21 protein-coding genes are annotated in these 21256 nt (G+C 51.1%); 4 read left to right on the top strand and 17 right to left on the bottom strand.

Features of this window, described 5'->3' with window-relative positions:
* Window positions 1–58 precede the first annotated feature (58 nt).
* A complete protein-coding gene (locus ACZ520_RS16375; protein ID WP_464126563.1) occupies window positions 59–1678 on the top strand; it encodes a DEAD/DEAH box helicase in 1620 nt (539 codons plus the stop codon).
* Between the two features lie 86 nt (window positions 1679–1764).
* On the opposite strand, the gene ACZ520_RS16370 is transcribed toward ACZ520_RS16375, so the two are convergent.
* The 3 genes from ACZ520_RS16370 to ACZ520_RS16360 all read right to left on the bottom strand — a co-directional run bounded on the left by ACZ520_RS16370 (window position 1765) and on the right by ACZ520_RS16360 (window position 4657).
* Window positions 1765–2424, bottom strand: a complete 660-nt coding sequence (locus ACZ520_RS16370; protein ID WP_088564094.1) for an ankyrin repeat domain-containing protein — start codon at window positions 2422–2424, stop codon at window positions 1765–1767.
* Between the two features lie 7 nt (window positions 2425–2431).
* On the bottom strand, window positions 2432–3736 hold the full coding sequence (locus ACZ520_RS16365) for a D-alanyl-D-alanine carboxypeptidase (protein ID WP_464126560.1): 1305 nt from the start codon (window positions 3734–3736) through the stop codon (window positions 2432–2434).
* 198 nt (window positions 3737–3934) lie between these two features.
* On the bottom strand, window positions 3935–4657 hold the full coding sequence (locus ACZ520_RS16360) for a hypothetical protein (RefSeq protein ID WP_088564096.1): 723 nt from the start codon (window positions 4655–4657) through the stop codon (window positions 3935–3937).
* 142 nt (window positions 4658–4799) lie between these two features.
* On the opposite strand from ACZ520_RS16360, the gene ACZ520_RS16355 reads away from it, so the two are divergent.
* Window positions 4800–5153 (top strand): CidA/LrgA family protein, encoded by a 354-nt coding sequence (locus ACZ520_RS16355; protein ID WP_464126558.1) that lies wholly within the window; start codon window positions 4800–4802, stop codon window positions 5151–5153.
* Window positions 5150–5830 carry an LrgB family protein gene (locus tag ACZ520_RS16350; protein ID WP_464126556.1) on the top strand — a complete coding sequence of 227 codons (681 nt, stop codon included), beginning with the start codon at window positions 5150–5152 and terminating at the stop codon, window positions 5828–5830. Before ACZ520_RS16355 ends, ACZ520_RS16350 begins: the two co-directional genes overlap by 4 nt.
* Here the strand turns inward: ACZ520_RS16350 and hemH are convergent.
* Genes hemH through ACZ520_RS16305 form a run of 9 tightly spaced genes read right to left on the bottom strand, consistent with a single transcriptional unit; the run spans window position 5827 to window position 15628 of the window.
* Entirely contained in the window at window positions 5827–6834 is a 1008-nt protein-coding gene (gene hemH / locus ACZ520_RS16345) for a ferrochelatase (protein WP_088564099.1), read from the bottom strand. The two genes, ACZ520_RS16350 and hemH, sit on opposite strands and share 4 nt — an antisense overlap.
* Complete coding sequence (locus ACZ520_RS16340; protein ID WP_464126554.1) at window positions 6827–8044, bottom strand: protoporphyrinogen/coproporphyrinogen oxidase; 1218 nt, start codon at window positions 8042–8044, stop codon at window positions 6827–6829. The genes hemH and ACZ520_RS16340 overlap by 8 nt, the downstream gene beginning before the upstream one ends.
* Window positions 8041–9390: an oxygen-independent coproporphyrinogen III oxidase gene (gene hemN / locus ACZ520_RS16335; protein ID WP_374031298.1), complete on the bottom strand. Its 1350-nt coding sequence runs from the start codon at window positions 9388–9390 to the stop codon at window positions 8041–8043. Before hemN ends, ACZ520_RS16340 begins: the two co-directional genes overlap by 4 nt.
* Window positions 9387–10406 (bottom strand): uroporphyrinogen decarboxylase family protein, encoded by a 1020-nt coding sequence (locus ACZ520_RS16330; protein WP_416479913.1) that lies wholly within the window; start codon window positions 10404–10406, stop codon window positions 9387–9389. The genes hemN and ACZ520_RS16330 overlap by 4 nt, the downstream gene beginning before the upstream one ends.
* A complete protein-coding gene (locus ACZ520_RS16325; RefSeq protein WP_374031297.1) occupies window positions 10403–11077 on the bottom strand; it encodes a response regulator transcription factor in 675 nt (224 codons plus the stop codon). Before ACZ520_RS16325 ends, ACZ520_RS16330 begins: the two co-directional genes overlap by 4 nt.
* On the bottom strand, window positions 11074–11949 hold the full coding sequence (locus ACZ520_RS16320) for a sensor histidine kinase (protein ID WP_416479914.1): 876 nt from the start codon (window positions 11947–11949) through the stop codon (window positions 11074–11076). Before ACZ520_RS16320 ends, ACZ520_RS16325 begins: the two co-directional genes overlap by 4 nt.
* Window positions 11950–13230: a glutamate-1-semialdehyde 2,1-aminomutase gene (locus tag ACZ520_RS16315; RefSeq protein WP_464126550.1), complete on the bottom strand. Its 1281-nt coding sequence runs from the start codon at window positions 13228–13230 to the stop codon at window positions 11950–11952.
* Window positions 13218–14729 (bottom strand): hydroxymethylbilane synthase, encoded by a 1512-nt coding sequence (gene hemC / locus ACZ520_RS16310; RefSeq protein WP_464126548.1) that lies wholly within the window; start codon window positions 14727–14729, stop codon window positions 13218–13220. Before hemC ends, ACZ520_RS16315 begins: the two co-directional genes overlap by 13 nt.
* The gene (locus ACZ520_RS16305) at window positions 14720–15628 is read right to left on the bottom strand and encodes a Rossmann-fold NAD(P)-binding domain-containing protein (RefSeq protein ID WP_374031294.1); all 909 of its coding nucleotides are present in this window, start codon (window positions 15626–15628) and stop codon (window positions 14720–14722) included. Before ACZ520_RS16305 ends, hemC begins: the two co-directional genes overlap by 10 nt.
* 122 nt (window positions 15629–15750) lie before the next feature.
* Between ACZ520_RS16305 and hemB the strand changes: the two genes are divergently transcribed.
* Window positions 15751–16737 (top strand): porphobilinogen synthase, encoded by a 987-nt coding sequence (hemB, locus tag ACZ520_RS16300; RefSeq protein ID WP_464126545.1) that lies wholly within the window; start codon window positions 15751–15753, stop codon window positions 16735–16737.
* A 50-nt stretch (window positions 16738–16787) separates the two neighbouring features.
* Here hemB and ACZ520_RS16295 read toward each other — a convergent pair whose 3' ends face one another.
* The 5 genes from ACZ520_RS16295 to ACZ520_RS16275 form a co-directional block, all read right to left on the bottom strand.
* Window positions 16788–17129 carry a hypothetical protein gene (locus ACZ520_RS16295; RefSeq protein ID WP_088564109.1) on the bottom strand — a complete coding sequence of 114 codons (342 nt, stop codon included), beginning with the start codon at window positions 17127–17129 and terminating at the stop codon, window positions 16788–16790.
* Between the two features lie 166 nt (window positions 17130–17295).
* On the bottom strand, window positions 17296–18423 hold the full coding sequence (locus ACZ520_RS16290) for a hypothetical protein (RefSeq protein ID WP_088564110.1): 1128 nt from the start codon (window positions 18421–18423) through the stop codon (window positions 17296–17298).
* 167 nt (window positions 18424–18590) lie between these two features.
* Complete coding sequence (locus ACZ520_RS16285; RefSeq protein ID WP_232469007.1) at window positions 18591–19184, bottom strand: hypothetical protein; 594 nt, start codon at window positions 19182–19184, stop codon at window positions 18591–18593.
* Complete coding sequence (locus ACZ520_RS16280) at window positions 19181–20206, bottom strand: TolB family protein (RefSeq protein ID WP_416479918.1); 1026 nt, start codon at window positions 20204–20206, stop codon at window positions 19181–19183. The genes ACZ520_RS16285 and ACZ520_RS16280 overlap by 4 nt, the downstream gene beginning before the upstream one ends.
* Window positions 20203–21186, bottom strand: coding sequence for an A/G-specific adenine glycosylase (locus tag ACZ520_RS16275; RefSeq protein WP_088564112.1), 984 nt, complete (start codon window positions 21184–21186; stop codon window positions 20203–20205). Before ACZ520_RS16275 ends, ACZ520_RS16280 begins: the two co-directional genes overlap by 4 nt.
* Window positions 21187–21256 lie beyond the last annotated feature (70 nt).

Genomic DNA, 21256 nt, shown 5'->3' with positions numbered 1-21256 from the left:
GAGCTTCAGACCGGAGTATAGAAACTTGAAATTCTCAGAATTGAATTTAGATTCCCAATTGTTATCTGCAATCCAGAAATTGAACTATGATGATTGCACGCCGATCCAGGAACAGGCCATCCCGCCGGTTCTGGATGGCAAAGATGTTGCCGGCCTTGCTCAGACCGGAACAGGTAAAACCGCCGCTTTCGTAATCCCAGTGATGGAACGTATCCTAAGAGCCCGCCCGGTTCAGGGTGAAGTGACTGAAGAGCAAAAAGCCCTGATCGAAAAAAGAGCCTACAAAGACTGGAAACCTCAGAACTTCGTATTGATCCTGGTTCCAACGCGTGAGTTGGCCGAGCAGGTTCAGGACAACATCAACAAACTGAGCGTTGATTCCGGCCTTCGTGGTTTTGCGATCTATGGTGGTACTGGTTATGACAAACAAAAAGAGGCGCTGAAAAACGGTGTTGAATTCATCGTGGCGACTCCGGGCCGTTTGATCGACCTGTACAAGGAACATCTGGTGGACTTGAAACAGGTTCGTGCGATCTGCTTCGATGAAGCGGACAGAATGTTTGATATGGGCTTCAAAGACGACATGAAGTTCATCCTTCAGCGCGTTCCTCGTGAACGTCAGTTGCTGGTCTTCAGTGCGACTTTGAACTTCGACGTTCTGAACACGGTTTACCAGTTTGGTTCCGAGCCGGTTGAAATCAACATCAGCCGTGACCAGGCCAAAGCTGAAAACGTGAAAGACCAGATCTTCCACGTGGGCAACGAAGAAAAGCCCCAGCATCTTTTGTCTTTGGTAAAAGTGCACAATCCAAAACAGGCCATCATCTTCACCAACTTCAAAATGAGCGTCGAGCGCATCGCGAAGTTCCTGGTGGAAAACGGTGTTCCTGCCATGGCCATCTCAAGCCTTCTGACCCAGGCTCAGCGCAACCGCGTGATTGAGCAGTTCAAGGCTGAAAACGACATGAACGTTCTTGTGGCAACCGACGTTGCAGCCCGCGGTCTGGACATCAAAGGTGTCGACATGGTTGTGAACTATGAACTGCCAATGGACTCTGAATCCTACGTTCACCGTATCGGTCGTACCGGCCGTGCGGGCACGACGGGTCAGGCGTTTTCTTTGGTGGGCGACAAGGATATCGAGTCTTTGGGTCGCATTGAAGATTATCTGAAACACAAAATCGAAGTCGGCTATCTGGAAAACGACCAGTTGTTGAAAGACTTCAAACCGATGAGCTCCAGCTTCGATGGTCACTATCCAAAATCTTTGGACCGTGCACGTGCACCTCGTGAAGGTGGCCGTGGTGGTGACAGAGGCCCGCGCCGTGAAGGTGATCGTGGTCCACGTCGCGAACGTGGTGATCGCGGACCTCGTCAGGACCGTGGTCCTCGTCCAGAGGGGCAGCAGAAATCCGCTCAAAGCGCGGCAGGTGCTCAGCAGACTCAAGGTGGCGGCCAGCGTCCGGACAACCGTCCAAGAAGACAAGAGGGTGGCCCAAAACGCCAGCACGAAGGAAAACGTGGCGAACAAAGACCAAGAACCGACCAGCAGGCCCGCAAACCGCACGGTCAACAGCAGCAGCGCCAAGGGGCTTCTGCGAAAAAGCGTGTGCCAGTGGCAGCGCAAAAGTCCATCGGCCAGAAGGTCGCAGGATTCTTCAAACGTCTGTTCTCTTAATCAGGCATTTCAAAACCCTGAAAAACAAAAAGCCTGCTCCGTTAAGGAAGCAGGCTTTTTTTATGCCCCGAGGGATTTTGGGCGTCTTATTTCTTTTTGGAAAGAGCTTTTGCCGTGTCCTGGTTGGAAGCTTCTTTTGCCACATCCAGAGCCGTCTGACCTTTTTTGTTTTTCACTTTCAGGTCAGCACCTTTTTTAACCAGGAAGTCGATGTCTGCCGGAGTTCCGTAGCGAGCCACCGCAAACAAGGCCGTCTCACCCAGAGAGTTGGCTTTGTTGATCAGGGATTTGTTTTTCGCCAGAATGGATTCTGCCGTTTTTTTATTGTTCTGGGCTGCACGCATGAACAGGGTGTCGCCTTCGTCGCCCGCCACGGTGATGTCCACGTTGGCGCCGGCTTTGATCAGCTCTTCAGCCACGTCGTAGGCATCGTTGGTCACCGCAAAAGCCAAAGCGGTTTCTCCGCCGTTGTTTTTCAGCTCCAGATTCACTTTTTTGGAAAGCAGGAATTTTACGATATCCAGATTCCCACCCATCGCCGCATTCATCAGCGGGGTCATGCCGGTTTCGTCCTGAGCGTTCAGATCAATCTTGTTTTTCTGAACCAGGGTTTTAACTTTCGCCAGGTCACCTTGTTCCGCAGCCTCGTTCAGGGCTTTATTGGATTTTCCCGCCGCGAAAGCCGTTCCGTGAAGAAGGCCCGCGAGGAAAAAAATCAATGCCGCCAGCAAATAAGACTTTTTCATACGTCACCTATTTCTTCGCTGTAGTGATAGTGTTCACTTTGGTCAGGTAAGAATATTTATCAAATGGCAAAGGCAGTTGCTCTGTGTATTTGATCGCTGTCGGGCCGCCATTTTGATTGATCAACTGGCTGACCTTGTTTTTGATCTGTTGAGAAGCCACACCCCAGTCAGAGCGGGACTTGTCATAATCTGTGTGCATCAGAACTGCGAAGTAGATTTCGCCGTTTTTGGTGGAAACAGAACCCATCAGAGTTTTGGCTTTGTTCACGCTGCCGGTTTTTGCCGTTGTGGAACCTGCCATCACGCCGCCATAGTTGCCGACGGTGGAGGATTTGTCCTTAGCGGCAACCGCCATGACGTCAGAAAGGTCATACCCTTTTGCAGACAGGGATTTGTCCAGGGAATAAAGAACCTTGATCATCATTTCGCAAGTCGCTTCGTTATAAACCGGTTTTGCCACCGAGCCTTCATTGTTGCCGGAACCGTTGTGGAAAACGATATCGGTTTGATCAGCCTGCATTTTGTTGGCGATATAAGTGTTGAAAGCCTCAGTGCCACCCAGATTCCAGAACAAATTGTCAGCGATGTAGTTATTGGACTGGTTGTTCATGCGCTTCAGGATGTTTTTCAAAGGTGAAGACAACAAAGCCATGGTGGTGGTCTTTTCAGATTTCTGAAAATCAGCTTTTCTTACGAAGCTGACAGTGCGCACGTCCACCTTCGGGCGAAGGGCCATTTGCACCCCAATGCGGGACGCTTTGGATTTCAGAATGGCGTAATAGCCCGGATTGATAGCCGTTGCAAAAGAGGACACCAAAGTCGCACGCACGACAGAGGCCTGCTGTTCAACGGTTTCATATTTAGGTGTCGTTCCACCGATCATCGGCTTTTCTTCCGCCAACCACGCCAGCAGGAAGTTTTCATCGAAAGTCAGCTTTTCGACCTTGGTGATTTTCATGCGGTTCAGTTCAGAAAGCAGGAAATAGGACATGTTGCGACCAAACAGCGGATCGCGGCTGCCTTCGATATGAATATCGTAAGAACCGTTTGCTGTCGGTGTGACATGCAGTTTGGTTTGGAAGCGATAGTCAGGACCCAGGCGGTCAATGGCCCATAATGTGGTTACGACTTTGGAGATGGATGCCAGCGGGAATTTGTCGTCCTTGTTGTCATCACCCTGGATCTGCTGGGTTTTTGAATTGGCGGCCATATGGCACATGGAATTCAAATAAACCTTCGCAGAAGCGGCGGAACTGATTAGAAGCGTACCAACAGTAACGTGCAGTATTTTTTTGGCCAAAGCTGGAATCATTACTACCTCTCCTTCAAGACACAGGCTGTATTTCATGATCTGTACCACCTTGAGATGCTTTCAGTTTTAGCTGGGGAACCAAAACATGTCAGGATTCTGTATTGGAGCCCAAAATTGGCAGCCTGGGGAGGGAATAAAAAAAGCCCCGGGGTCTGCGGGGCTTAAGTTCACTGAGATTTGCTGGTTTTCTTGAGCCTGTTACGGCTGACATTGGGTCAGTTGGAAAGCCTTCTGTACGGCCAGTTGCTCATACAAAGAAGCCGTCAAAGTCATATTATTATATAGACGCAAGGTCCATGCTTTGTCCAAAGAACCCAAAGTCAGTCCATCCAGAATCTGGTTGGGCGAGGCCTCCAGAGTGCGTTGGAATTTTTCACGCAGATCACTGATTTGCTGAAGCAATTGGGCTTCATTCATACGAACCAGGTCGCCGTTCTGAGGAAGCTCTGCAACTACGTCCGGATTTTTCATCTCAATTAATGTGCTGGCAACGACAGTGTTGATATAAGGCATGGTGACCACGGGACTTCCCACCACAGCCACGGCTCCCAAAAAGGTTTCACCGACTTTGGCGGCGATCACATTTGCGGCTCCCTCGATGAACTGACCATGGGCATAGGCGGCCCGGGAAATGAATCCTCCTGAAGTGACGGCGGCCCCGCCGGCTCCGATCATAACTTCTGCCGCAAACAGCAAGGTCATGCTGGAAAGCGCGATACCCAAGGACAGATGCTGATCTCGGGTGGCTTCATCGTAGTTTTCTTTGAACAGGGCAGAGATGGCCTTCATGTCATCTGCCTGCATGCGGTACAGGCGTGCCTGGCGAGCCAAAGCCTCGCTGTTACATTTGCTATCAGAGGCCTGGGAAGTTTGGCCTAAGAGCAGGCTTGCGGCAATAAAAACGGACAGTAGACGGGACATGGAAAGCTCCTTGAATCATTGCCAAGGGGATTCCAAGTTTCAGGCCAGCGCCGGAATCAATTAAAACACGATACAGGAATCCGGGCTGTCTCATAATTAGACGAGCGACATTTGTGGTCGGTTCTGTTAGGTTCGAGGAATCATGATTCAGGCTTTTTTGATTCTGCTGATTTTTCAGTTGTTGGGAGAGGTTGTGGTTCACCTTTTCCGATTATTTATCCCCGGCCCGGTGCTGGGCATGGTCTTCTTCTTTATAGCCCTGTTGGTGCGCCCGTCCTTAAAGGACAGGGTGGAAATCTTGAGCCGTTCCATCACGGCTCATCTGGCCTTGTTCTTTGTTCCGGCTGGGGTCGGAGTTGTTGAGTATTTCGATCTGTTTGGAAAATTCGGCGTGGGTATGGTGGTGACGGTTTTGATCAGTACCGTCATTACTTTGGGGATGACGGCTTTCGTGTTTCATCAACTGATGAAAGTCGGCACCAAGGAGTCCCCATGATTGAGTTAGGCGCCTTGATCATGACCCTGGGGTTTTATCTGGCATCCCGTCGTATCAGTGCCTGGGGAAAGGACAATCCTTTGCTCAGTCCGCCTGTCATTTCCATGTTCGCAATTATTGCCGTTCTTCTGATGGCGAGGATTCCATATCGTGATTACTTCCAGGCCGTGCGCCCGATTCACTTTATGCTGGGACCGGCGACGGTGGCGTTGGCTTTGCCGTTGTATAACCAACTGGATCGTCTGCGCCGGGTGCTGGTTCCGTTGATGGTGGCTTTGGTGATTGGCTCGGCGGTGGGAATTCTCAGTGCTGTGTTCATCGGGGCCTTCATGGGACTTCCGCACGAGGTGCTTTTGGCGCTGGCTCCGAAATCTGTGACCACACCAATTGCCATGGGCATTGCCGAAAAAATCGGTGGGGCTCCTTCGCTGGCGACCGTCTTTGTGATGATCACGGGGATTGTCGGTGCGCTGGTGGCCACCACCGTGATGAAGCTTGTGCGGGTGAAAGATCCGGTGGTGAAGGGTTTTGCGATGGGACTTGCCGCCCATGGACTGGGAACCGTGCGGGCCTTTCAGATCGGCGAGATGGCCGGGGCCTTTGCGGGGCTTGCGATGGCGCTCAACGGTTTGATGACCGCCATCATTGTGCCTTTGATACTTTCGTTGATTCCTTAAAGGCTCTTCACCAGATCGGCAAAGCCCTGAACCCATTTCGGGTTGTCGTTCACGCAGGGGACCAGATAGTACTGGTCGCCGCCGTGTTCGTGGAAGGTCTCTTGTCCGCCGATTCCGATTTCTTCCAAAGTCTCGATACAATCAGCCACAAAGGACGGGCAAATCACGGCGATATTTTTTTTGCCGGTTTTGGCCAGTACTTCCAGACTGTGATCGGTGGCAGGTTTCAGCCATTCTCCACGTCCCAGACGGGACTGGAAGGCCACACTCCAGTGACTTGGAGCCAGATTCAGAGATTCTGCAATCGCAGTTGCTGTGGCAAAGCACTGGGCGCGATAGCAGTTCTTGGCGCAGGCGTTTTTTTCAAAACAGCAGTCTTCGGTGGTCAGGCAGCCGGGAATTCTTCGCACATGGCTTTCAGGCAGACCGTGGAATGAAAACAGATAGTGATCGACCTTTTTGTCCTGCAGGGTTTCTTCGGTCAGTTTCACAGAAGTTCCAATGAAAGAAGCATCATCGAAAAAAGCCGGCAGACGGCGCAGAGGAGTCGTCAGGTGAAGTTTCTTGGCTGTTTTCTCTGCCAGTTTGAATGAGCTTCCATTGGTGGCTTCAGCATACTGAGGGAACATAGGGGCAATCAGGATTTCATCAACACCGGCTTGCTGCAATTCCTTCAGGGCTGATTCCACGGACGGTTCACTGTACTGCAGACCCACTTTCACGACGAAACCGTCTTTGAGTTCCTGCTGCAAAAGTTCGGCAAATCGACGTGTGTACACGGCAATCGGAGAACCTTCCTTCATCCACACTTTTTTGTAGTTTTCAGCCGAGAAGGGCGCGCGACGGGGAACGATTAAAAGATTCACCAGAGGCCAGCGCAGAACGAAGGGAAGATTGATGACCTCTTCATCCATCAAAAACTCGGTCAGATACTTTTTTACGTCCGGCACTTCGTAAGAGCGGGGGCTGCCAATATTGATTAACAGAAGTCCTTTTTTAGCCATGTGCGCTCGCAATCTTTTCAGCGATCAAATCGCTGCGTTCCAGAATTTTGCTTAAACCAATGCCGCTCAGGTAATTGCCATGCAAGTACAAACCTTGTGGTTCCGGCACTTCAGCCAGATCCGCCAGAGCATTTTCCAGGTTCAGATCATAAAACGGCAAAGCCTTTTTCCAGCGGTTGATACGATATTCCAGCAGGGTGTCTTTCTGACCCAGAATACGGAAGCGTTCTTCCGCCAGAAGGTTCAAAAGATCACTGTCAGAAAGATCCAGCAAAGCTTCTTCCTGCTGCCCACCCAGAATCCAGGTTTCATTGTAAGTTTTGTCGCGGTCCTTAAAGATATAGGAATTCATCAGAACCCCCAAAGTCTTCAGGTCAAATCCACGAGGGATCAGGCAGCCGAAGCCTTTGTATTTCTCTTGGGGCTTGGCGAAGAACAACGTCACACTCATCAGTGAAGACATCTGAATGTTGCCAAGAACCTTGGAAAAATCAGGGTGTTTTTTGGCCAGCAACTGGGTTGCAGCCCTGGCGGAAGTGGCGACCACCACCGGACCTTGCAGGGACTCAAGGCTTACCTGAGAATTCAGGTGAATCTTCACGCCCAGTTCCTGCAAACGGGTTTGCAGGTGATCGACCAGATCCTGCATGCCGCCCGGGCCGGTCAGAAGACCTTTGTACTTGCTGCGTTTGTTCCCGGAAAACAGCGGGCCCAGAATCAGACTGGCACTTAGATGTGTGATCTCGTTGCCATAGATTCCCTGCATCGCAGGTCCCAGCAAAAATCTGGTTGGCGCCTTTCCGATTTTGCGCTCGCCCCAGTTCAGCAGGGTTTCGCCGGCCTGAGGGCGCAGGGCTTTTTTACCCCCGGTCAAAACGCGCGGAAGCACCCGGCCCATCAGGGCCAGGGTCTCAAGGAAGGACAGCGGCCACGCTTTCGGAGTGTTGCGGAAGAGGAAGCGTTTTTTTGAGGTTTCCAGCGGATAGCTGGGAGTGATGCCGAGTTCCGCAAAAAGGCCTTCGGCTTTTTCAGTGCGGATCAGGGCATTGGCGGCACGTTCGGCAATTCCGTAAGGTGTCTGGTCAGTACCCAGCAATCCTCCGACACGGTCCGAGGATTCATAAAGTTCTACCTGAAAGCCTTTTTGGGCGAGCCTCAGGGACACTGTCAGTCCCGCAAAGCCCGCGCCGATCACATGCACTGTTTTCATATGGATTGAGAGAAGATTTTGGTCTGTGGTTGTTTGGTTTTCAAGCGCTCATCAAAAAATGCACAGGCATTTCTCAGGAACGGGCGACCGGCTTCGTTCACCATTAGCTTGTGATCCTTGATTTCAACCAGTTCGTCTTTGATCATTTCAGCCAGGAATTCCTTGGATTGATTTTCCTGAGCTTCATTGACGAATGACACCTCAAAGTTCGTCATCAGATTCAGAATCTGTTCACGACGGACTTTGTCTTCTTCAGTCAGAATGTGGCCGCGCAAAGTTGGCAGGCGGCCTTCATTCAATGCGGCCTCGTAAAGCGGCAGCACTTTTTCGTTCTGATGGAAGCTAAACGGAGTTTCAGAGATCGAAGAAACACCCATGCCCAGCAACACATCCGTGCGCTGATCGGTGTAACCCATAAAGTTCCTGTGCAGGCGCTTTTCTTTCATCGCAATGCAAAGATTGTCCGTCGGAAGGGCAAAGTGATCCATGCCCACTTCCACATAACCGCCTTCGATCAGGATGCCACGGGCGATTTCATACAATCTGCGCTTTTCAGAAGCTTTTGGCAGATCCTCGTCTTTAAACAGGCGCTGAGCCGGTTTGATCCAAGGAACCAGAGCAAAGCTGTACAAAGCAATACGGTCCGGGCGCAAAGCCACGGTCGCTTTCGCCGTTTCGGTGATGGATTCCGGAGTCTGGCGAGCCAAACCATAGATCAAGTCAAAGTTCACGGAAGTGTAACCCATGTCGCGCGCGTCCTGAGTCAGCTTCTGGGTGATTTCCAAAGGCTGAATACGATTCACCAGGCGCTGCACTTCCGGATGGAAATCCTGAACACCCATACTGACACGGTTGAAGCCCAGCTCGCGCAAAGCTTTCAACTGAGCGGCATTGGTGCGGCGAGGATCCACTTCGATGGAGCCTTCAAAATCGTTTGTGTCGATTTTCACGCGGGAAAGAATCGGTTTCAAAAGCTGAGTCAAAGCATCTGCGGAAAGGAAGGTCGGCGTGCCGCCACCCAAGTGGATGTGCTTCAGGGGTTTTTCCAAAAGCTCAGGAACCTGATCCAGATACAACTGCCATTCTTTCAAAACCATATCCACATACGGTGTTTCACGCTTGTGGTCTTTGGTGATGATGTTGTTGCAGCCGCAGAAAGTACAAAGACTTTCACAGAAAGGAATATGCAAGTACAGGGACCAGCCCCCAGTGCCTTCTTTCAAAGTGGCGCGCAGATGCTGCACCCATTGATCCGTCGTGGGATTGGTTTCCCAGTACGGCACAGTCGGATAAGAAGTGTAGCGGGGAACTGGTACGTCGTATTTCGCCAATAGATCTTTCATCATGACAGCACCTCGCGAACAGTATCTACGAACAGTTTCACGTTCTTTTCAGGAGTTTTCGGCAAAACACCGTGACCCAGACCGCTCACCCAGCCGGCGCGCTGTTCTTTGCTCATGTTCTTCATGGGCGCAAGGTAGGTGTGCATCGCTTTTTTAAAATCAGCATCATCCATGAACAGCAAGCTTTGGTCGAAGTTGCCCTGAACGAAGCCTTTGTTCTGGATGTTGAAGCAATCCGGAAGATAATTTCTATGGTCGAAGCCCTGACCTGCCCATGGCAGTGCCTTGAAGGCGTCATTGAAGAACACCGCCTGGGTGCCCTTGGAATAGTAGCCGATCTTGCCCGGATAGTCCTGGGACAGACGGGTCAGTACCGGCTGGATCCATTCCTGGAAGAACAGAGGTGAAACTTCACCGGCAGCGGTGTCGAAGATCATCACGATCTCTACGCCACCTTCCAGTTGCAGGCGGATGTTTTCTTTTAGCAGCGGATACATTTTTTCCAGGAACTGCGGGAACATCGGTGCCAGTTTCTTGGACTGGATCAAGGAGCCCGCGTGAGAACCTTCCACCGCGTAAACGAACAAAGTCCAAGGACCGCCCACAAAGCCAATCAGACTTTTATTGGAAGGCAGAACTGCGCGAGTCGCCTGGACCGCTTCTTTTTGGAAGTGCATGAATTTGACAGCTTCTTCCACGCCACCCAAGGTGCCGATGGTTTCCGGAGTCAGTTTGAAACCCAGTTGCGGGCCGTGATCCGTGTACTCAAGGCCCATGCCCAGAGCTTCCAGTGGATACAGGATGTCGCTGAAAAGGATGGATACGTCGAAATCAAATTCCGCCACGGGACCACGAGCCACTTCTGCCGCCAGATCCGCGCGTTTGCAAAGCTGGTCAAAGGAGTGATTGGCGCGCATGCCCTGATAGTGTTTGTGATAGCGGCCTGCCTGGCGCATGAACCAGATCGGTGGGACTGCCTGAGGAGTTCTTTTAAGTGCGTTGTGGAATAAAGTGTTCATGTTGCCTCCTCAGTGGACCATTGATAGCCGACGCCGCGAACAGAGCGGATGTGTTTTTCTCCGTCATCGCCCAAAAGCTGGCGCAGGCGCACGATAATATTGTCGATAGTGCGATGGCTGGGGTTTTTATCAACGCCCCAGATTTCGTTCATAATTTCATCACGGCTTAGCACCCGTGGTGATTTTTCAATCAAAAGCTGCAGAATCTTCAGATCCGTCACCGGCGGATATTCAATCTGGCCGGTCTTCTTGGTCACGGACATCTGTGTGAAGTTCACCACGCAGGATTCCAGTTGCAGTTCGCGGGTCGGGGCATGGGCATCCAGCACATGCTTCACGCGAATTAAAAGCTCTTTCAAATGGAAAGGCTTGGGGATGTATTCTTCCGCACCCAACTCAAACCCCTGCAGACGGGATTCCGCATCGGCTTGTGCCGTCAGGAACAGGAACAGGATGGGAGCGGTGGCCTTTAGTTTTGCCGCCAGTTCAAAACCGCTGCCATCAGGCAGGCCCACATCCAGAATCGCCAAGTCATAATCCTTGGTTTTTGAAAACAGGGACCAGGCCTCGCTCAAGGATTTCGCCCAGGAAACTTCATAGTCCCTTTTCAGGCGTTCATTCAGGGTTTCGCCCAAAGAGATATCATCTTCCACCAGAAGGATTTTTCTCATGGCAAAGTCCCTTCAATTTCAATGTGGGATTTGAAGCCTTCGTTTTCCTTCGATTCAAACCAGATGTCGCCGTTCATTTTTTCCAAAAGACGTTTTGTCAGCAGCAGGCCAATGCCGTTGCTGCGAACATCCTGGGACATCAAAATCTCGGAGCCTAGCTTTTTTAGAATACCCTTAAAGCCCAAACCATCATCCTGGATGACCAGTTCAATGCGGCCTTCGCCATGTGGGCGCACACGGATCTTCACCGTGGTGGCTTTGCCGTGCAGGACTGAATTCTGCAGAAGATTGCGCAGAACACTCAGCAGGGCGCGGCGATCACCCAGGATTTTGGCTTCACGTTCAAGCTCCACAGTAAGTTCAGAGAACTCACTGCGCAGACTGGACAGAAGATCACTTAAAGACACTTGTTCTTTCAAGAGCTGACCGGCCTCAAGATTTGCCAGCAGCAGGGAGTTTTCAAGTTGCAGATCCAGACGCTGAATGTCCTGAATCAGGCGTTTCATCACCGGGTGGGATGTTGTGTTCAAATCCTCTTCCAGCACCTCGGCCTGCAGGCGCAGACGGGCAATAGAGGTTTTAATGTCATGGCTGAACGTTGAAAAGAAGAAGCGCAGACGCTGGTGGCGCTTCTGATCGCGGTAAGTGAAAATCACCAAAGCAATCCCGCCAAACAGGATCGCCGCCAGCAGGATCGAACCTTCCCACGCAAACATGCGGTGAGAAGTTCTCATCTGTTCAAGTGAAGCGTTTTCAGGACTGAGTTTCAGCAGGAAGTAAACCCACCACCAACCCACCAGCGAGAAGGTAAAGGCGAACCACAGGATCGCCAATGCCGTCTTGATATGGGGTTTGATGAAGGATTTAGTCATTTACTCCGCCGCATCCACGATAATCTGTGCTGCCTGTTCCAAAAGCTCATCAGAGTGAGCCAAAGAAACGAAACCTACTTCGTAAGCATTTGGTGCAAGGTAAACACCTTTGTCCAAGGACTTCAGGAACAGGTTCTTGAAGTTGCCGCCCTGATTTGCCGGGATCTGGTCGATGGAACGGATTGGGTTTGCTGTCGGTCCGTGGATCCAGAACAGGGACGCCACTTGGCTGACTTCAAGGTTCACACCTTTTTTCGCAAAACCAACACGGATGGCATCAGCGAATTTTTTGGTTCTTTGCTCAAGCACGTTCCAGCCGTCCACACGCTGCATTTTCTTAAGTGTGGTCAGGCCTGCGCGCATGCCCACCGGGTTTGCGCTCAAAGTGCCGGCCTGGTAAACGTCACCACTAGGGGCCACCATGTTCATCAGTTCCGCTTTGCCGCCATAGCAACCCACAGGGAAGCCGCCGCCGATGATTTTACCGTAAGTCACAAGGTCCGGACGGATGCCAGTTTGTTCAACCATGCCACCCAAGCCCACGCGGAAACCCGAGATCACTTCGTCAAAGATCAGCAAGCTGCCGTTCTTTTCGCAAAGCTCTGCGACCTTTTTCAGGAACTCAGGACGCTGAACCAAAAGGCCATAGTTGGCTGGAAGTGGTTCGATGATCACAGCGGCAATGTCTTTGCCTTGAGCCGCAAACACTTCAGCCAATTTAGCTTCGTCATCCAACGGAGCCACCACAGTGTGAGCCGCCACTTCCGCCGGGATGCCCGCGCTGGAAGATGCAGATGCACCTGCCAGACCGCTGCCGGCTTTTACCAGCAGGTTATCAACGTGGCCGTGATAGCAGCCTTCAAATTTCAAAATTTTAGTACGGCCCGTTGCCGCACGCGCCACACGCAAAGCACTCATCACGGCTTCAGTGCCGGAAGATACAAAGCGCAGCTTTTCCATGAACGGCAAAGTGCTGGTGATCCATTCAGCCAGTTCCAAAGAATAAATTTCAGTGGCACCGAAAGTCCATGCGGTGTCCACCATGCGGTGAACTTCCTCTTTCACTTCAGCATCCAGATGACCCAGGATCAGCGGGCCAAAGCTTTGGCAGAAGTCGATGTATTTTTTGTCTTCAACGGAAGTCAGGAAAGCGCCTTCAGCTTTTTTGAAGAAGACAGGAGCACGGTCAAGACCCTTGAAGGAACGAACCGGGGAGTGAACTCCGCCCGGAGCGACTTTCAAAGCGCGTTGGAAAAGTTCTTCAGAAGTTACTTTGTGCATTGTTTTCTCCAGTCTTCCTGATCCAAAAAGACGTGCAGTCGGGTTGGATCGTATTTCTTGTTTTCTTGCAAATAGGATCGGATCACCTGATGGGTGTTGCCCGGTCCGGAGGCGTGGTGCTGGGACAGAATCTCTGGGAACTCCTGCACTGTTTGCAGGAACTGACTGCCGCTGCTCCAGAAGAAGAACTTTTTGCCGCTGACAGTTTCTTTGGTGCCTTCCGCTTTCAACGTATAGGTCGCAACCAAAGGCATTCCACCCTGAACCGGATTGGCGAATCCGTCTTCGTGGCTCAGTTTTGCCCAAGCCAATTTACGATTCGCCAGAGTGTCCAGTTGAGGCTCTTCCTGCTCTCCAAGGCTTTCCGCACATCCGTGCACCCATATACCTTTTTGAGAGAGGTTTTTCCATGTTTTTAGACCTGCGGTCCACACAAAATCAGTCCAGAGGAGGTCCGTCGGCCATGCTTCACTGCGTGCTACAAACAGGGCGGTGGTGCCTACCGGGATTTCATAGCAGGAAATCGCCTGGCGCTCGGCTTTGACGTCAGCAGACCACAATTCAGGCGCAGCAAATTGTGGCGGTTGGTTTTTAGGCTGTAATTCTTTCTTATCCAAGACCTGTCCGCCGTCAGTCAGGCCCTTCAAAAGGGTGATGCGGCCATACGGGCGGGACAAAACAGCGATGCCGATCTTCTGATGGCAGCCCCCACCAAAACCGGACAATGTATCGCGCTCGCTTTGGGCGCAATGGAATGTGTCGGGATCATGGATGGTGTTCAGCAGATCGCGCAGATCCTGACGGCTTTTCAGAACCTCAACCGCCAAGGCCCCTTGGGCCGCGGCATTGGGATTCACACTCAGTGGCAGAACCACCCAGTTCAGTTCATTGAAATACTGGCGCAGCTGCTGCTGGCCTTCAGCAAACTCTGGCAGTGTTGCGCTGAACAGGCGGTCAAACGCCGCTTTGGCGACGATCAGGCCGTCGGTTTCCGGGGATTCAATCAGTTTGCGCACGCGAGTCAGCATGTTGCCGCGAACACTTTCAAATTTCACGTCCTGCAAACCAAAGGGCAGGTGTTCTTTGAAGAATCCTGTCAGGTTGTATTCGCGGCGCGGGGACGAGCTGAAAACCTTCAGGGTTTTGCTGGCCATGATTTTGTCGAAGTGGGATTTTTTAACCAGCAACAGATCACGCTGATCCGCACGCGGTAATGTCGCACCGATCACAGTCTCGGATTTGAATTCAGTCGGAAGATCTTTCCAGGAATGCACCACCAGATCGGTTTCATCGCGCAGCAATTCGCCGAAGAAATCCTCGGTGAAAACACCTTTTTCCGGAATCTTCCACAGAGGTTCAGTCAGGTTTTTATCACCCAGGGATTCACGAAAACGGTAGTCGATTTCGATGTGTGGATTTTTTTCTTTCAGAGCGTCTCCGACCATGTAGGCCTGAAGACGGGCCAGATCACTTTTCCTTGCGGAAATTCTTAAGCGCATATGTCGTCCCAACCAAGTGGGCGAAGCTCTGTCCTTTGTGTGAAGGCCAATGCGCGCTCAAGTAGAGCGGCTTTAAGGGCCTCCAGTTTGGTAGTTGTGTCTTTCTTGGTTTCTTCGATCTCTGCAAAAAATTTGTTAAGACCCATGAAACCCACATGAGAGAATTGCGATGCAACGATGTCCGAAAGGTTGTTCGCTTCCCCGCGCAGGTCATAGACGGCGTGAGGGCGAGTGTCTTGTTTGTTCATCAGCTCCACAATGCGCTCATCAGTAAGTGGTGCAGCAATCACCAAAGCTTCGCCGTGAATAAAAGCATCATTGTAAGTGGAAATGGTAAGATTGTCGTATTTATCGGCGAAAGCCTGCATTTTTGCAGGTTCACGGCAGATCACCTGAACGGACTTTTTCAAAGCCAGCCACGGAAGGATTTCCTGCGCCAGATGGCCGGAACCGCAGATGGTGACAGAGTCCATGTCTTTTGTGTAGCGACGCAAAAGACTGCCATAGCTTTGGGATCCCAGGCCCACAAGATGCTGGGCGCGCGTTTTCTTCACTTCGGCCATGATGAAGTTCAGCCATTTCTGGTGATCTCCGAACAAGGGGTCCTGAAGCTGTTTGCGGGAATCGACGAAAAGTTTGAACTGACCGAAGACTTCAGTCTCGCCCACGATCGGGGAGTGAAGGCCGCACAGAATCTCAAGCAAAAGACTCAGTGCCTTTTCGCCACGAAGAACAGTGTCTTCCGGTTCAATCACATCCGCATAGTTGCCCAGTTCCATTTCTGTGCAGAAAAGGATCTTGCGCAGACACGTCTTGAAGATCGCAGCGTCTTGCAAAGCTGCGAATTCTTCAGAGAAGTTTCTATTGGATTTTCTGTGAACGAGAAGTATATCTTCCATGTAGGATTAGGTTTATCACTAACCTTTCATTAAAGTGTCATCGAAATGTCATGGCTCATGGAAAACTCTGCCTGTTATTTAAGCAGATGACCCAATTTAAGACCCCAGGGTGGAGGCCGATTATGAAACTCACTCAAAGACCGAGAAGAAATCGCACTACAGAAGCTCTGCGCCAAATGGTGGCTGAGACCGAACTGCGTGTATCGCAGCTGGTTTTACCCCTGTTTTTGGTGGATGGAAAGGACCAACAGCAGGCCATTTCCACAATGCCGGGCATTTTCCGCCTGAGCCCGGACCTGACCTTGAAACTGATCGAAAAAGCCGTGGGTCTGGGAGTTAAATCCTTCGATCTGTTCCCAGCCCTGCCAGAGTCCAAAAAAGACAAGTACGGAACAGAATCTTTGAATCCGAACGGCTTAATGCCAACGACTCTCAAAATGATCCGCGACAAGTTCCCGGACGTGACTTTGATCACGGACGTGGCTTTGGATCCGTATTCCTCTGACGGTCACGATGGTGTGGTTGAAAATGGCAAAATTCTGAATGACGAAACTGTCGAGCTGCTGGCGAAGATGTCCCTGGTTCATGCGCGCGCCGGAGCAGACATCGTGTCCCCGTCGGACATGATGGATGGCCGTGTGGGGGCGATTCGTGAAGCTTTGGACAACGAGGGCTTCATCAACACGGGGATTCTTTCTTACTCGGTGAAATATGCGTCGTGCTTCTATGGTCCGTTCCGTGAGGCTTTGGATTCAGCACCAAAATTTGGCGACAAAAAAACCTATCAGATGGATTTCCGCAACACGCGAGAGGCTTTGCGTGAGATTGACCTGGATGTGGCAGAGGGTGCTGACATGGTCATGGTGAAACCTGCCTTGAGTTATCTGGATGTGATCGCGAAAGTGAAGGCCCACACCAACCTGCCAGTGGCGGCTTACAACGTCAGTGGTGAATACAGCCTGATCAAGGCCGGGCACAAGGCCGGCATCATGGATGAAACCCGCGGCATGGTGGAAACTCTTTATTCCATCCGTCGCGCTGGTGCAGATGTGATCTTTACGTACTTCGCCCTGGATATGGCCCAGTGGCTTCGCGATAACCGCAATTAAAAAACAAATGCCGGCGACAGAGTTGTTGCCGGCATTTTCTTTTCAGTCGTTTATTTGCTACAAGGTTTTAGCACGACTTCGACTGTCGCCTGTCTGTCAGTTTCGATCTGCGCAAACAATATGATTTTGCCCAAATTATCCCAGACTCTGATATCAACCAGTGTAAAGCCTGTTCTGTTCTTGATTGTTTTCTGAATGATCTGTTCTGCTTCTTCCGGAGTTCCCGTGTAGCAGATTTTATCGGTGAAAAGAAAATTGGCGGGAATTTTTGTCGCCTTGTCGATGATGGTGATTTCGTTGTAGGCGCTGACGATAATAACGGCCTTTTGTTTGGCCTGTGCCGTTGCAGAGAACATCAGGGACAGGGCCGCTAGAACGATAAACTTGCGCATAAAAGCTCCTTTGTTTTTAGTGTTGAAACAAGGTGCTGCGCGGAATGTGCCAGATTAGAATGTGAAAGAATGAACTTTTAGGGTGTGGCGCGCGAAAAAGCCACAGACACAGTGACAAAAGGGAGTCGCCGTGACTCCCTTTTAAGTTTTTTTCCAGTTTTGAAAACTACTGGAAGTAGTGTCGGTAATAGATCGTGAAAGTAGGATCGATTTTTCCGGTTTCCATGTTGCGACCGTTGTAGGTCTGATAGTTGTGCAAAGTTCCGTGAGTCTGTTCCAGACGGAAACCAATGCGCCAGTTCTTTTTACCCGTGGACAGATCCACATAGCCTGAACCCTGATAGCCATCCTGGAAACCTTTGGAGTTGTGACCGATCTCTGCTCTGTAAGTCAGTGTTCTTGGGCCGGCCTGACACCACAAAACCCCACCGACATTGGCAGCCACGTAGCTTGCGCCATCAATGGTGGACCCACGACCGCCAAGTTCGGTGAAAGCACGGGCACGGCAGGTGTTTTTCGCGTTCACGTATTCTTTCGCAATACCCAGATAAAGACCCATGATCATGCCGTCACGGGTTTTCTGCCCGTCGCTGATATAGGTTGGCGTTTTGGTCTGACCTGGCTTCAGGTTGTTCACCATCTGGTGGAACTTGTCCTGCTGGTTGGCGGCTGTCAGCACGTTGCCACGGGAATCAGACTGCAGTTGCTGCCAGCCGGCTTCGGCTTTCCAGTAGAAGGTTTCAGCGCGGGCATTGTCGATATTGTCGATTACGAACTTCAGAACGTTTTCGTTCGTGAAGTGCTGGTCAATACCACGGCCGCCATCAGGAAGTTGTTTGGCGGTGCCTTCGATTTCACGAGTGTACAAATCAGAAGTTGCATCGAACTGCAGGTAATGACCCGTTGGCAGGAAGCCACCGATGGAAAGTTTTGATCCATGAGTATAACCGTTGTCATCAGTGTCAGCACCCACCGCAATTGGATTCAGCAGATTGTAATCGTTGGTGACGGCCAGATAAACGCTGATACCGCGTGGACGTTCAAAGTCTTCACCGGGCAGGAACTGTCTGAACATTTCAGGAACGTCACGGGCGTCTTTAAAACGAATGTGGATCACACCCCCCAGTTTTTCGGGGCGAGCGGCGTTGTTGTAAGAATACTTATGACTGAAGATATCAGGCTGCGTGTTCTCGGCATACAAGTCCTGGAACTTCCAGAACTCTTCCGCGTGCGCCACGGAAGAAAGGCCAAGAACCGAGGAAAGAAGCAACAAGCCCCATCTTTTAAAAATCATGAATCCACCTTGCGAATTTTTAATAGAGTTAAAGCACAAGGGGGCAATTCACAAGGTGGCGTCTTTGGATTCACCTTTTTCCAAGGCGTCGTCTAAAGTTCAGCCGGTTTAATTTCGTTATGGCGTGGATTTACGTGGAACACGCGCCAGTGAAGGCTTTCGTGGGTCTATTGTTTGGTCGTCGGGGTGGCTGGAGCCGGAGTCGATGGAGCCGCTACTGGCTTTTTTTCCTCTTCATTCCAAGAGAACGACTTCATGATCTGATTGCAGCTTTGCAGGGACTTGCTGAAGGTGGCTTTGTCATCCAGGCAGGTCATGATCGCCACACGGTCCTGGTTTTTCAAAACCACCTGACGGATTTGTTTGTTTTTGGATCGGGATAGCATGTCCACCACCAAAGCGGGACTGCCGTTCAGTTCGAAGTTCTTCGCCGAGATCACCTCAAAGCCATAGTTCGGGTAATCCCGCATCCATTTGCGTGTGTAAAGCTCCAGGGACGCGGTTTTTGCGACTTTGTCAGTGCGAATGCTCAAGACCCCTTTACCGTTGTCTTTGGCGGCAAAGCGGACGGTATCCAGCAGGCTTTGTTCAGAGGTCGCAACCGGGATCCAGGATGTGCCTTCGGTTTTCAGGGTGAAACCCTTGTGCAGGAAATAGAGACCCTTTTCCGGATTGGTCAATGCCGAAGAGCTCGTCGCCGGAAAAGGCGCCGCCAAGGCAGACATCGGTAAAAGGATCAGTAAACCAAGCAGATTTCTCACTTCTTCAGGGTATCTGAAGGGGCGGGTTCCAGGCAAGGGCCTAAATCTGCGGGCAAGGTGACAATGTAAATTTGTTTCTTGTCCTGAAAGCTGCGAGTAAACGCCAGACGCTCCTGGGATTCATTGGAAACCACCGGGGAGGCCAACGAGTCATTGCCTTTGAATACAACCTGCGTGCACTGCTTTTCAAGGTCGTACGCTTCCAACTGCCACTGCTTTTCACCCTTGCGCAGGATGCTGTAAAACAGACGGGCCGGGGGGCGTGGAGCAAACTGCAAATCGCGGTATTCGCCCTCCTGGCTTTTCAAAACCACGGGGATCTTTTCTTTCAGCTTGAAGGCCACCAGGCTTTGCGTGTTGGCCTTCAGATCCTTTTCGACCCATACCAGTTGTTTGGCATCAGGGGACAGGGTTGGATAGCGTTTGTCTTTGTCTTTTTCCGCTGAAATCAGACTGACCGGCAGATTTTTCAGATCCAGACGATAGATGCCCGTCAGGCCGCCACGACGGGACGTGAACAGAATGGCAGGCTTCAAGGCATGGGTCATGAACAGGCTTTGCCCGTCATATCCCGGCTGCTGGGTCAGACGCACAATCTCGGTGCCGTAAAGATCACTCATGTACAAGTCTGACGGAGGATATTCTTTGTCGAAATTTTTATTCAGCAGCGGACTTTCTTTGATTTCATCCGTTGTGGAGGAATAAAGAATCTCGGAAGCGCTGATATAGATCGCATCAAAGGCATCACCATCAGAAAAGGTCACGCGGCGTTCTTTGTTTTTAGCCAGATCCATTTCGTAGATCTGTGAACCTTTGTGGGATGAACGGCCACGACTGGTGTAAATCAGTTTGTCGTTGTCTTCGGAAAAACGCGGATGATCATTGTCACCCAGAAACGTGATTTGTTTGGAGCCTTTGGCCAGCAGATAATCCGGAGTCAGAACGTCTTTGGTGACACTCAAATGTGAACAACCCGTTGCAAGAAAACAAAGGGCCACGATCGCCGGATTCATCCACTTCATATTTCAACCTTGTGCAGTACTTTCTGGAGTAAGGAAGAAGGATTGACCTTCTTCAGTTCTTTCAAATCAACCCACTGCAGGTTTTTGCCCGTCAGTGATTTCTTTTCAGTGATCTGAATAAAGATATCATGATGGGTAATGTTGTGTTTGGCATCATAGGCTTTGGGCTTGTTTTTTTCCATGCTGATTTCCCCTGGGAAAATCATCTGGCCCTTCAGGAAGGGGGCGTAGTCATTCTGTACCAAAGCCACCTTTTGGTTTTTGATTGCAACCACTGGTTTCCAGACCCAGACCTCGGATTCTTTGCGTGGCTTTTTCAGGGGCAGCTTTTCCACCAGATTTTTTTCGCGGGACACACAGGTCGCGGCCCACGGGCACAGCATACACATGACTTTTTGCGGAGTGCACACGGTGGCACCAAGCTCCATCAGTCCCTGATTGACGACATCCGCCTGCCCGAGCAGGGACAGTTCGTCCGAGATCTTTTGCAATTGATCACGACCTTTGCCGTTCCACCATTCCAGTTTCAGGCCATAACGACGGGACAAAACACGAATGACGTTTCCATCCAGGACACCGACTTTTTCACCGAAGGCAATGCTTGCGACCGCGCGGGAGGTGTAAGGGCCAAAGCCCGGAAGCTCCAGCAGTTCGGCGGCGGTTTTGGGAAAGCCGCCGGCGGCCAGCGCTTTAGCGGCCTTATGCAGATTGCGGGCGCGGGAATAGTAACCAAGACCCGCCCAGGCTTCCAACACCTCCGCTTCAGGGGCCTTGGCCAGATCCTGAACGGTCGGGAACTTTTGCAGAAATTTTTCGAAGTAGGGAATCACGGCAACAACGGTGGTTTGTTGCAACATGACTTCTGAAAGCCAGATACGATACGGGTTCTTGTTTTCCCGCCATGGCAAGGAACGTTTGTTCTTGTTGTACCACTGGGTCAGTTGCTTGTGATCTGTCTTGTAATCGTGTTGGGCCGCCATGCGCGGTAATGTAGTCAACAGCCCAAGGCAGAGTCAAGGGGCGTCATTGCCCGGGGCTCGACACAGGGGT

This window comes from Bdellovibrio sp. BIS2 (assembly GCF_055398295.1).
The sequence above is the reverse complement of the archived record's forward strand: the minus strand, read 5'-3'. Positions and strand labels throughout refer to the sequence as shown.

Coding starts and splice junctions, on each gene's coding strand:
- ACZ520_RS16370 (WP_088564094.1), bottom strand. CDS start 2,424: ATGAAAAAGTCTTATTTGCTGGCGGCATTGATTTTTTTCCTCGCGGGC.
- ACZ520_RS16365 (WP_464126560.1), bottom strand. CDS start 3,736: ATGATTCCAGCTTTGGCCAAAAAAATACTGCACGTTACTGTTGGTACG.
- ACZ520_RS16360 (WP_088564096.1), bottom strand. CDS start 4,657: ATGTCCCGTCTACTGTCCGTTTTTATTGCCGCAAGCCTGCTCTTAGGC.
- ACZ520_RS16355 (WP_464126558.1), top strand. CDS start 4,800: ATGATTCAGGCTTTTTTGATTCTGCTGATTTTTCAGTTGTTGGGAGAG.
- ACZ520_RS16350 (WP_464126556.1), top strand. CDS start 5,150: ATGATTGAGTTAGGCGCCTTGATCATGACCCTGGGGTTTTATCTGGCA.
- hemH (WP_088564099.1), bottom strand. CDS start 6,834: ATGGCTAAAAAAGGACTTCTGTTAATCAATATTGGCAGCCCCCGCTCT.
- ACZ520_RS16340 (WP_464126554.1), bottom strand. CDS start 8,044: ATGAAAACAGTGCATGTGATCGGCGCGGGCTTTGCGGGACTGACAGTG.
- hemN (WP_374031298.1), bottom strand. CDS start 9,390: ATGATGAAAGATCTATTGGCGAAATACGACGTACCAGTTCCCCGCTAC.
- ACZ520_RS16330 (WP_416479913.1), bottom strand. CDS start 10,406: ATGAACACTTTATTCCACAACGCACTTAAAAGAACTCCTCAGGCAGTC.
- ACZ520_RS16325 (WP_374031297.1), bottom strand. CDS start 11,077: ATGAGAAAAATCCTTCTGGTGGAAGATGATATCTCTTTGGGCGAAACC.
- ACZ520_RS16320 (WP_416479914.1), bottom strand. CDS start 11,949: ATGACTAAATCCTTCATCAAACCCCATATCAAGACGGCATTGGCGATC.
- ACZ520_RS16315 (WP_464126550.1), bottom strand. CDS start 13,230: ATGCACAAAGTAACTTCTGAAGAACTTTTCCAACGCGCTTTGAAAGTC.
- hemC (WP_464126548.1), bottom strand. CDS start 14,729: ATGCGCTTAAGAATTTCCGCAAGGAAAAGTGATCTGGCCCGTCTTCAG.
- ACZ520_RS16305 (WP_374031294.1), bottom strand. CDS start 15,628: ATGGAAGATATACTTCTCGTTCACAGAAAATCCAATAGAAACTTCTCT.
- hemB (WP_464126545.1), top strand. CDS start 15,751: ATGAAACTCACTCAAAGACCGAGAAGAAATCGCACTACAGAAGCTCTG.
- ACZ520_RS16295 (WP_088564109.1), bottom strand. CDS start 17,129: ATGCGCAAGTTTATCGTTCTAGCGGCCCTGTCCCTGATGTTCTCTGCA.
- ACZ520_RS16290 (WP_088564110.1), bottom strand. CDS start 18,423: ATGATTTTTAAAAGATGGGGCTTGTTGCTTCTTTCCTCGGTTCTTGGC.
- ACZ520_RS16280 (WP_416479918.1), bottom strand. CDS start 20,206: ATGAAGTGGATGAATCCGGCGATCGTGGCCCTTTGTTTTCTTGCAACG.
- ACZ520_RS16275 (WP_088564112.1), bottom strand. CDS start 21,186: ATGGCGGCCCAACACGATTACAAGACAGATCACAAGCAACTGACCCAG.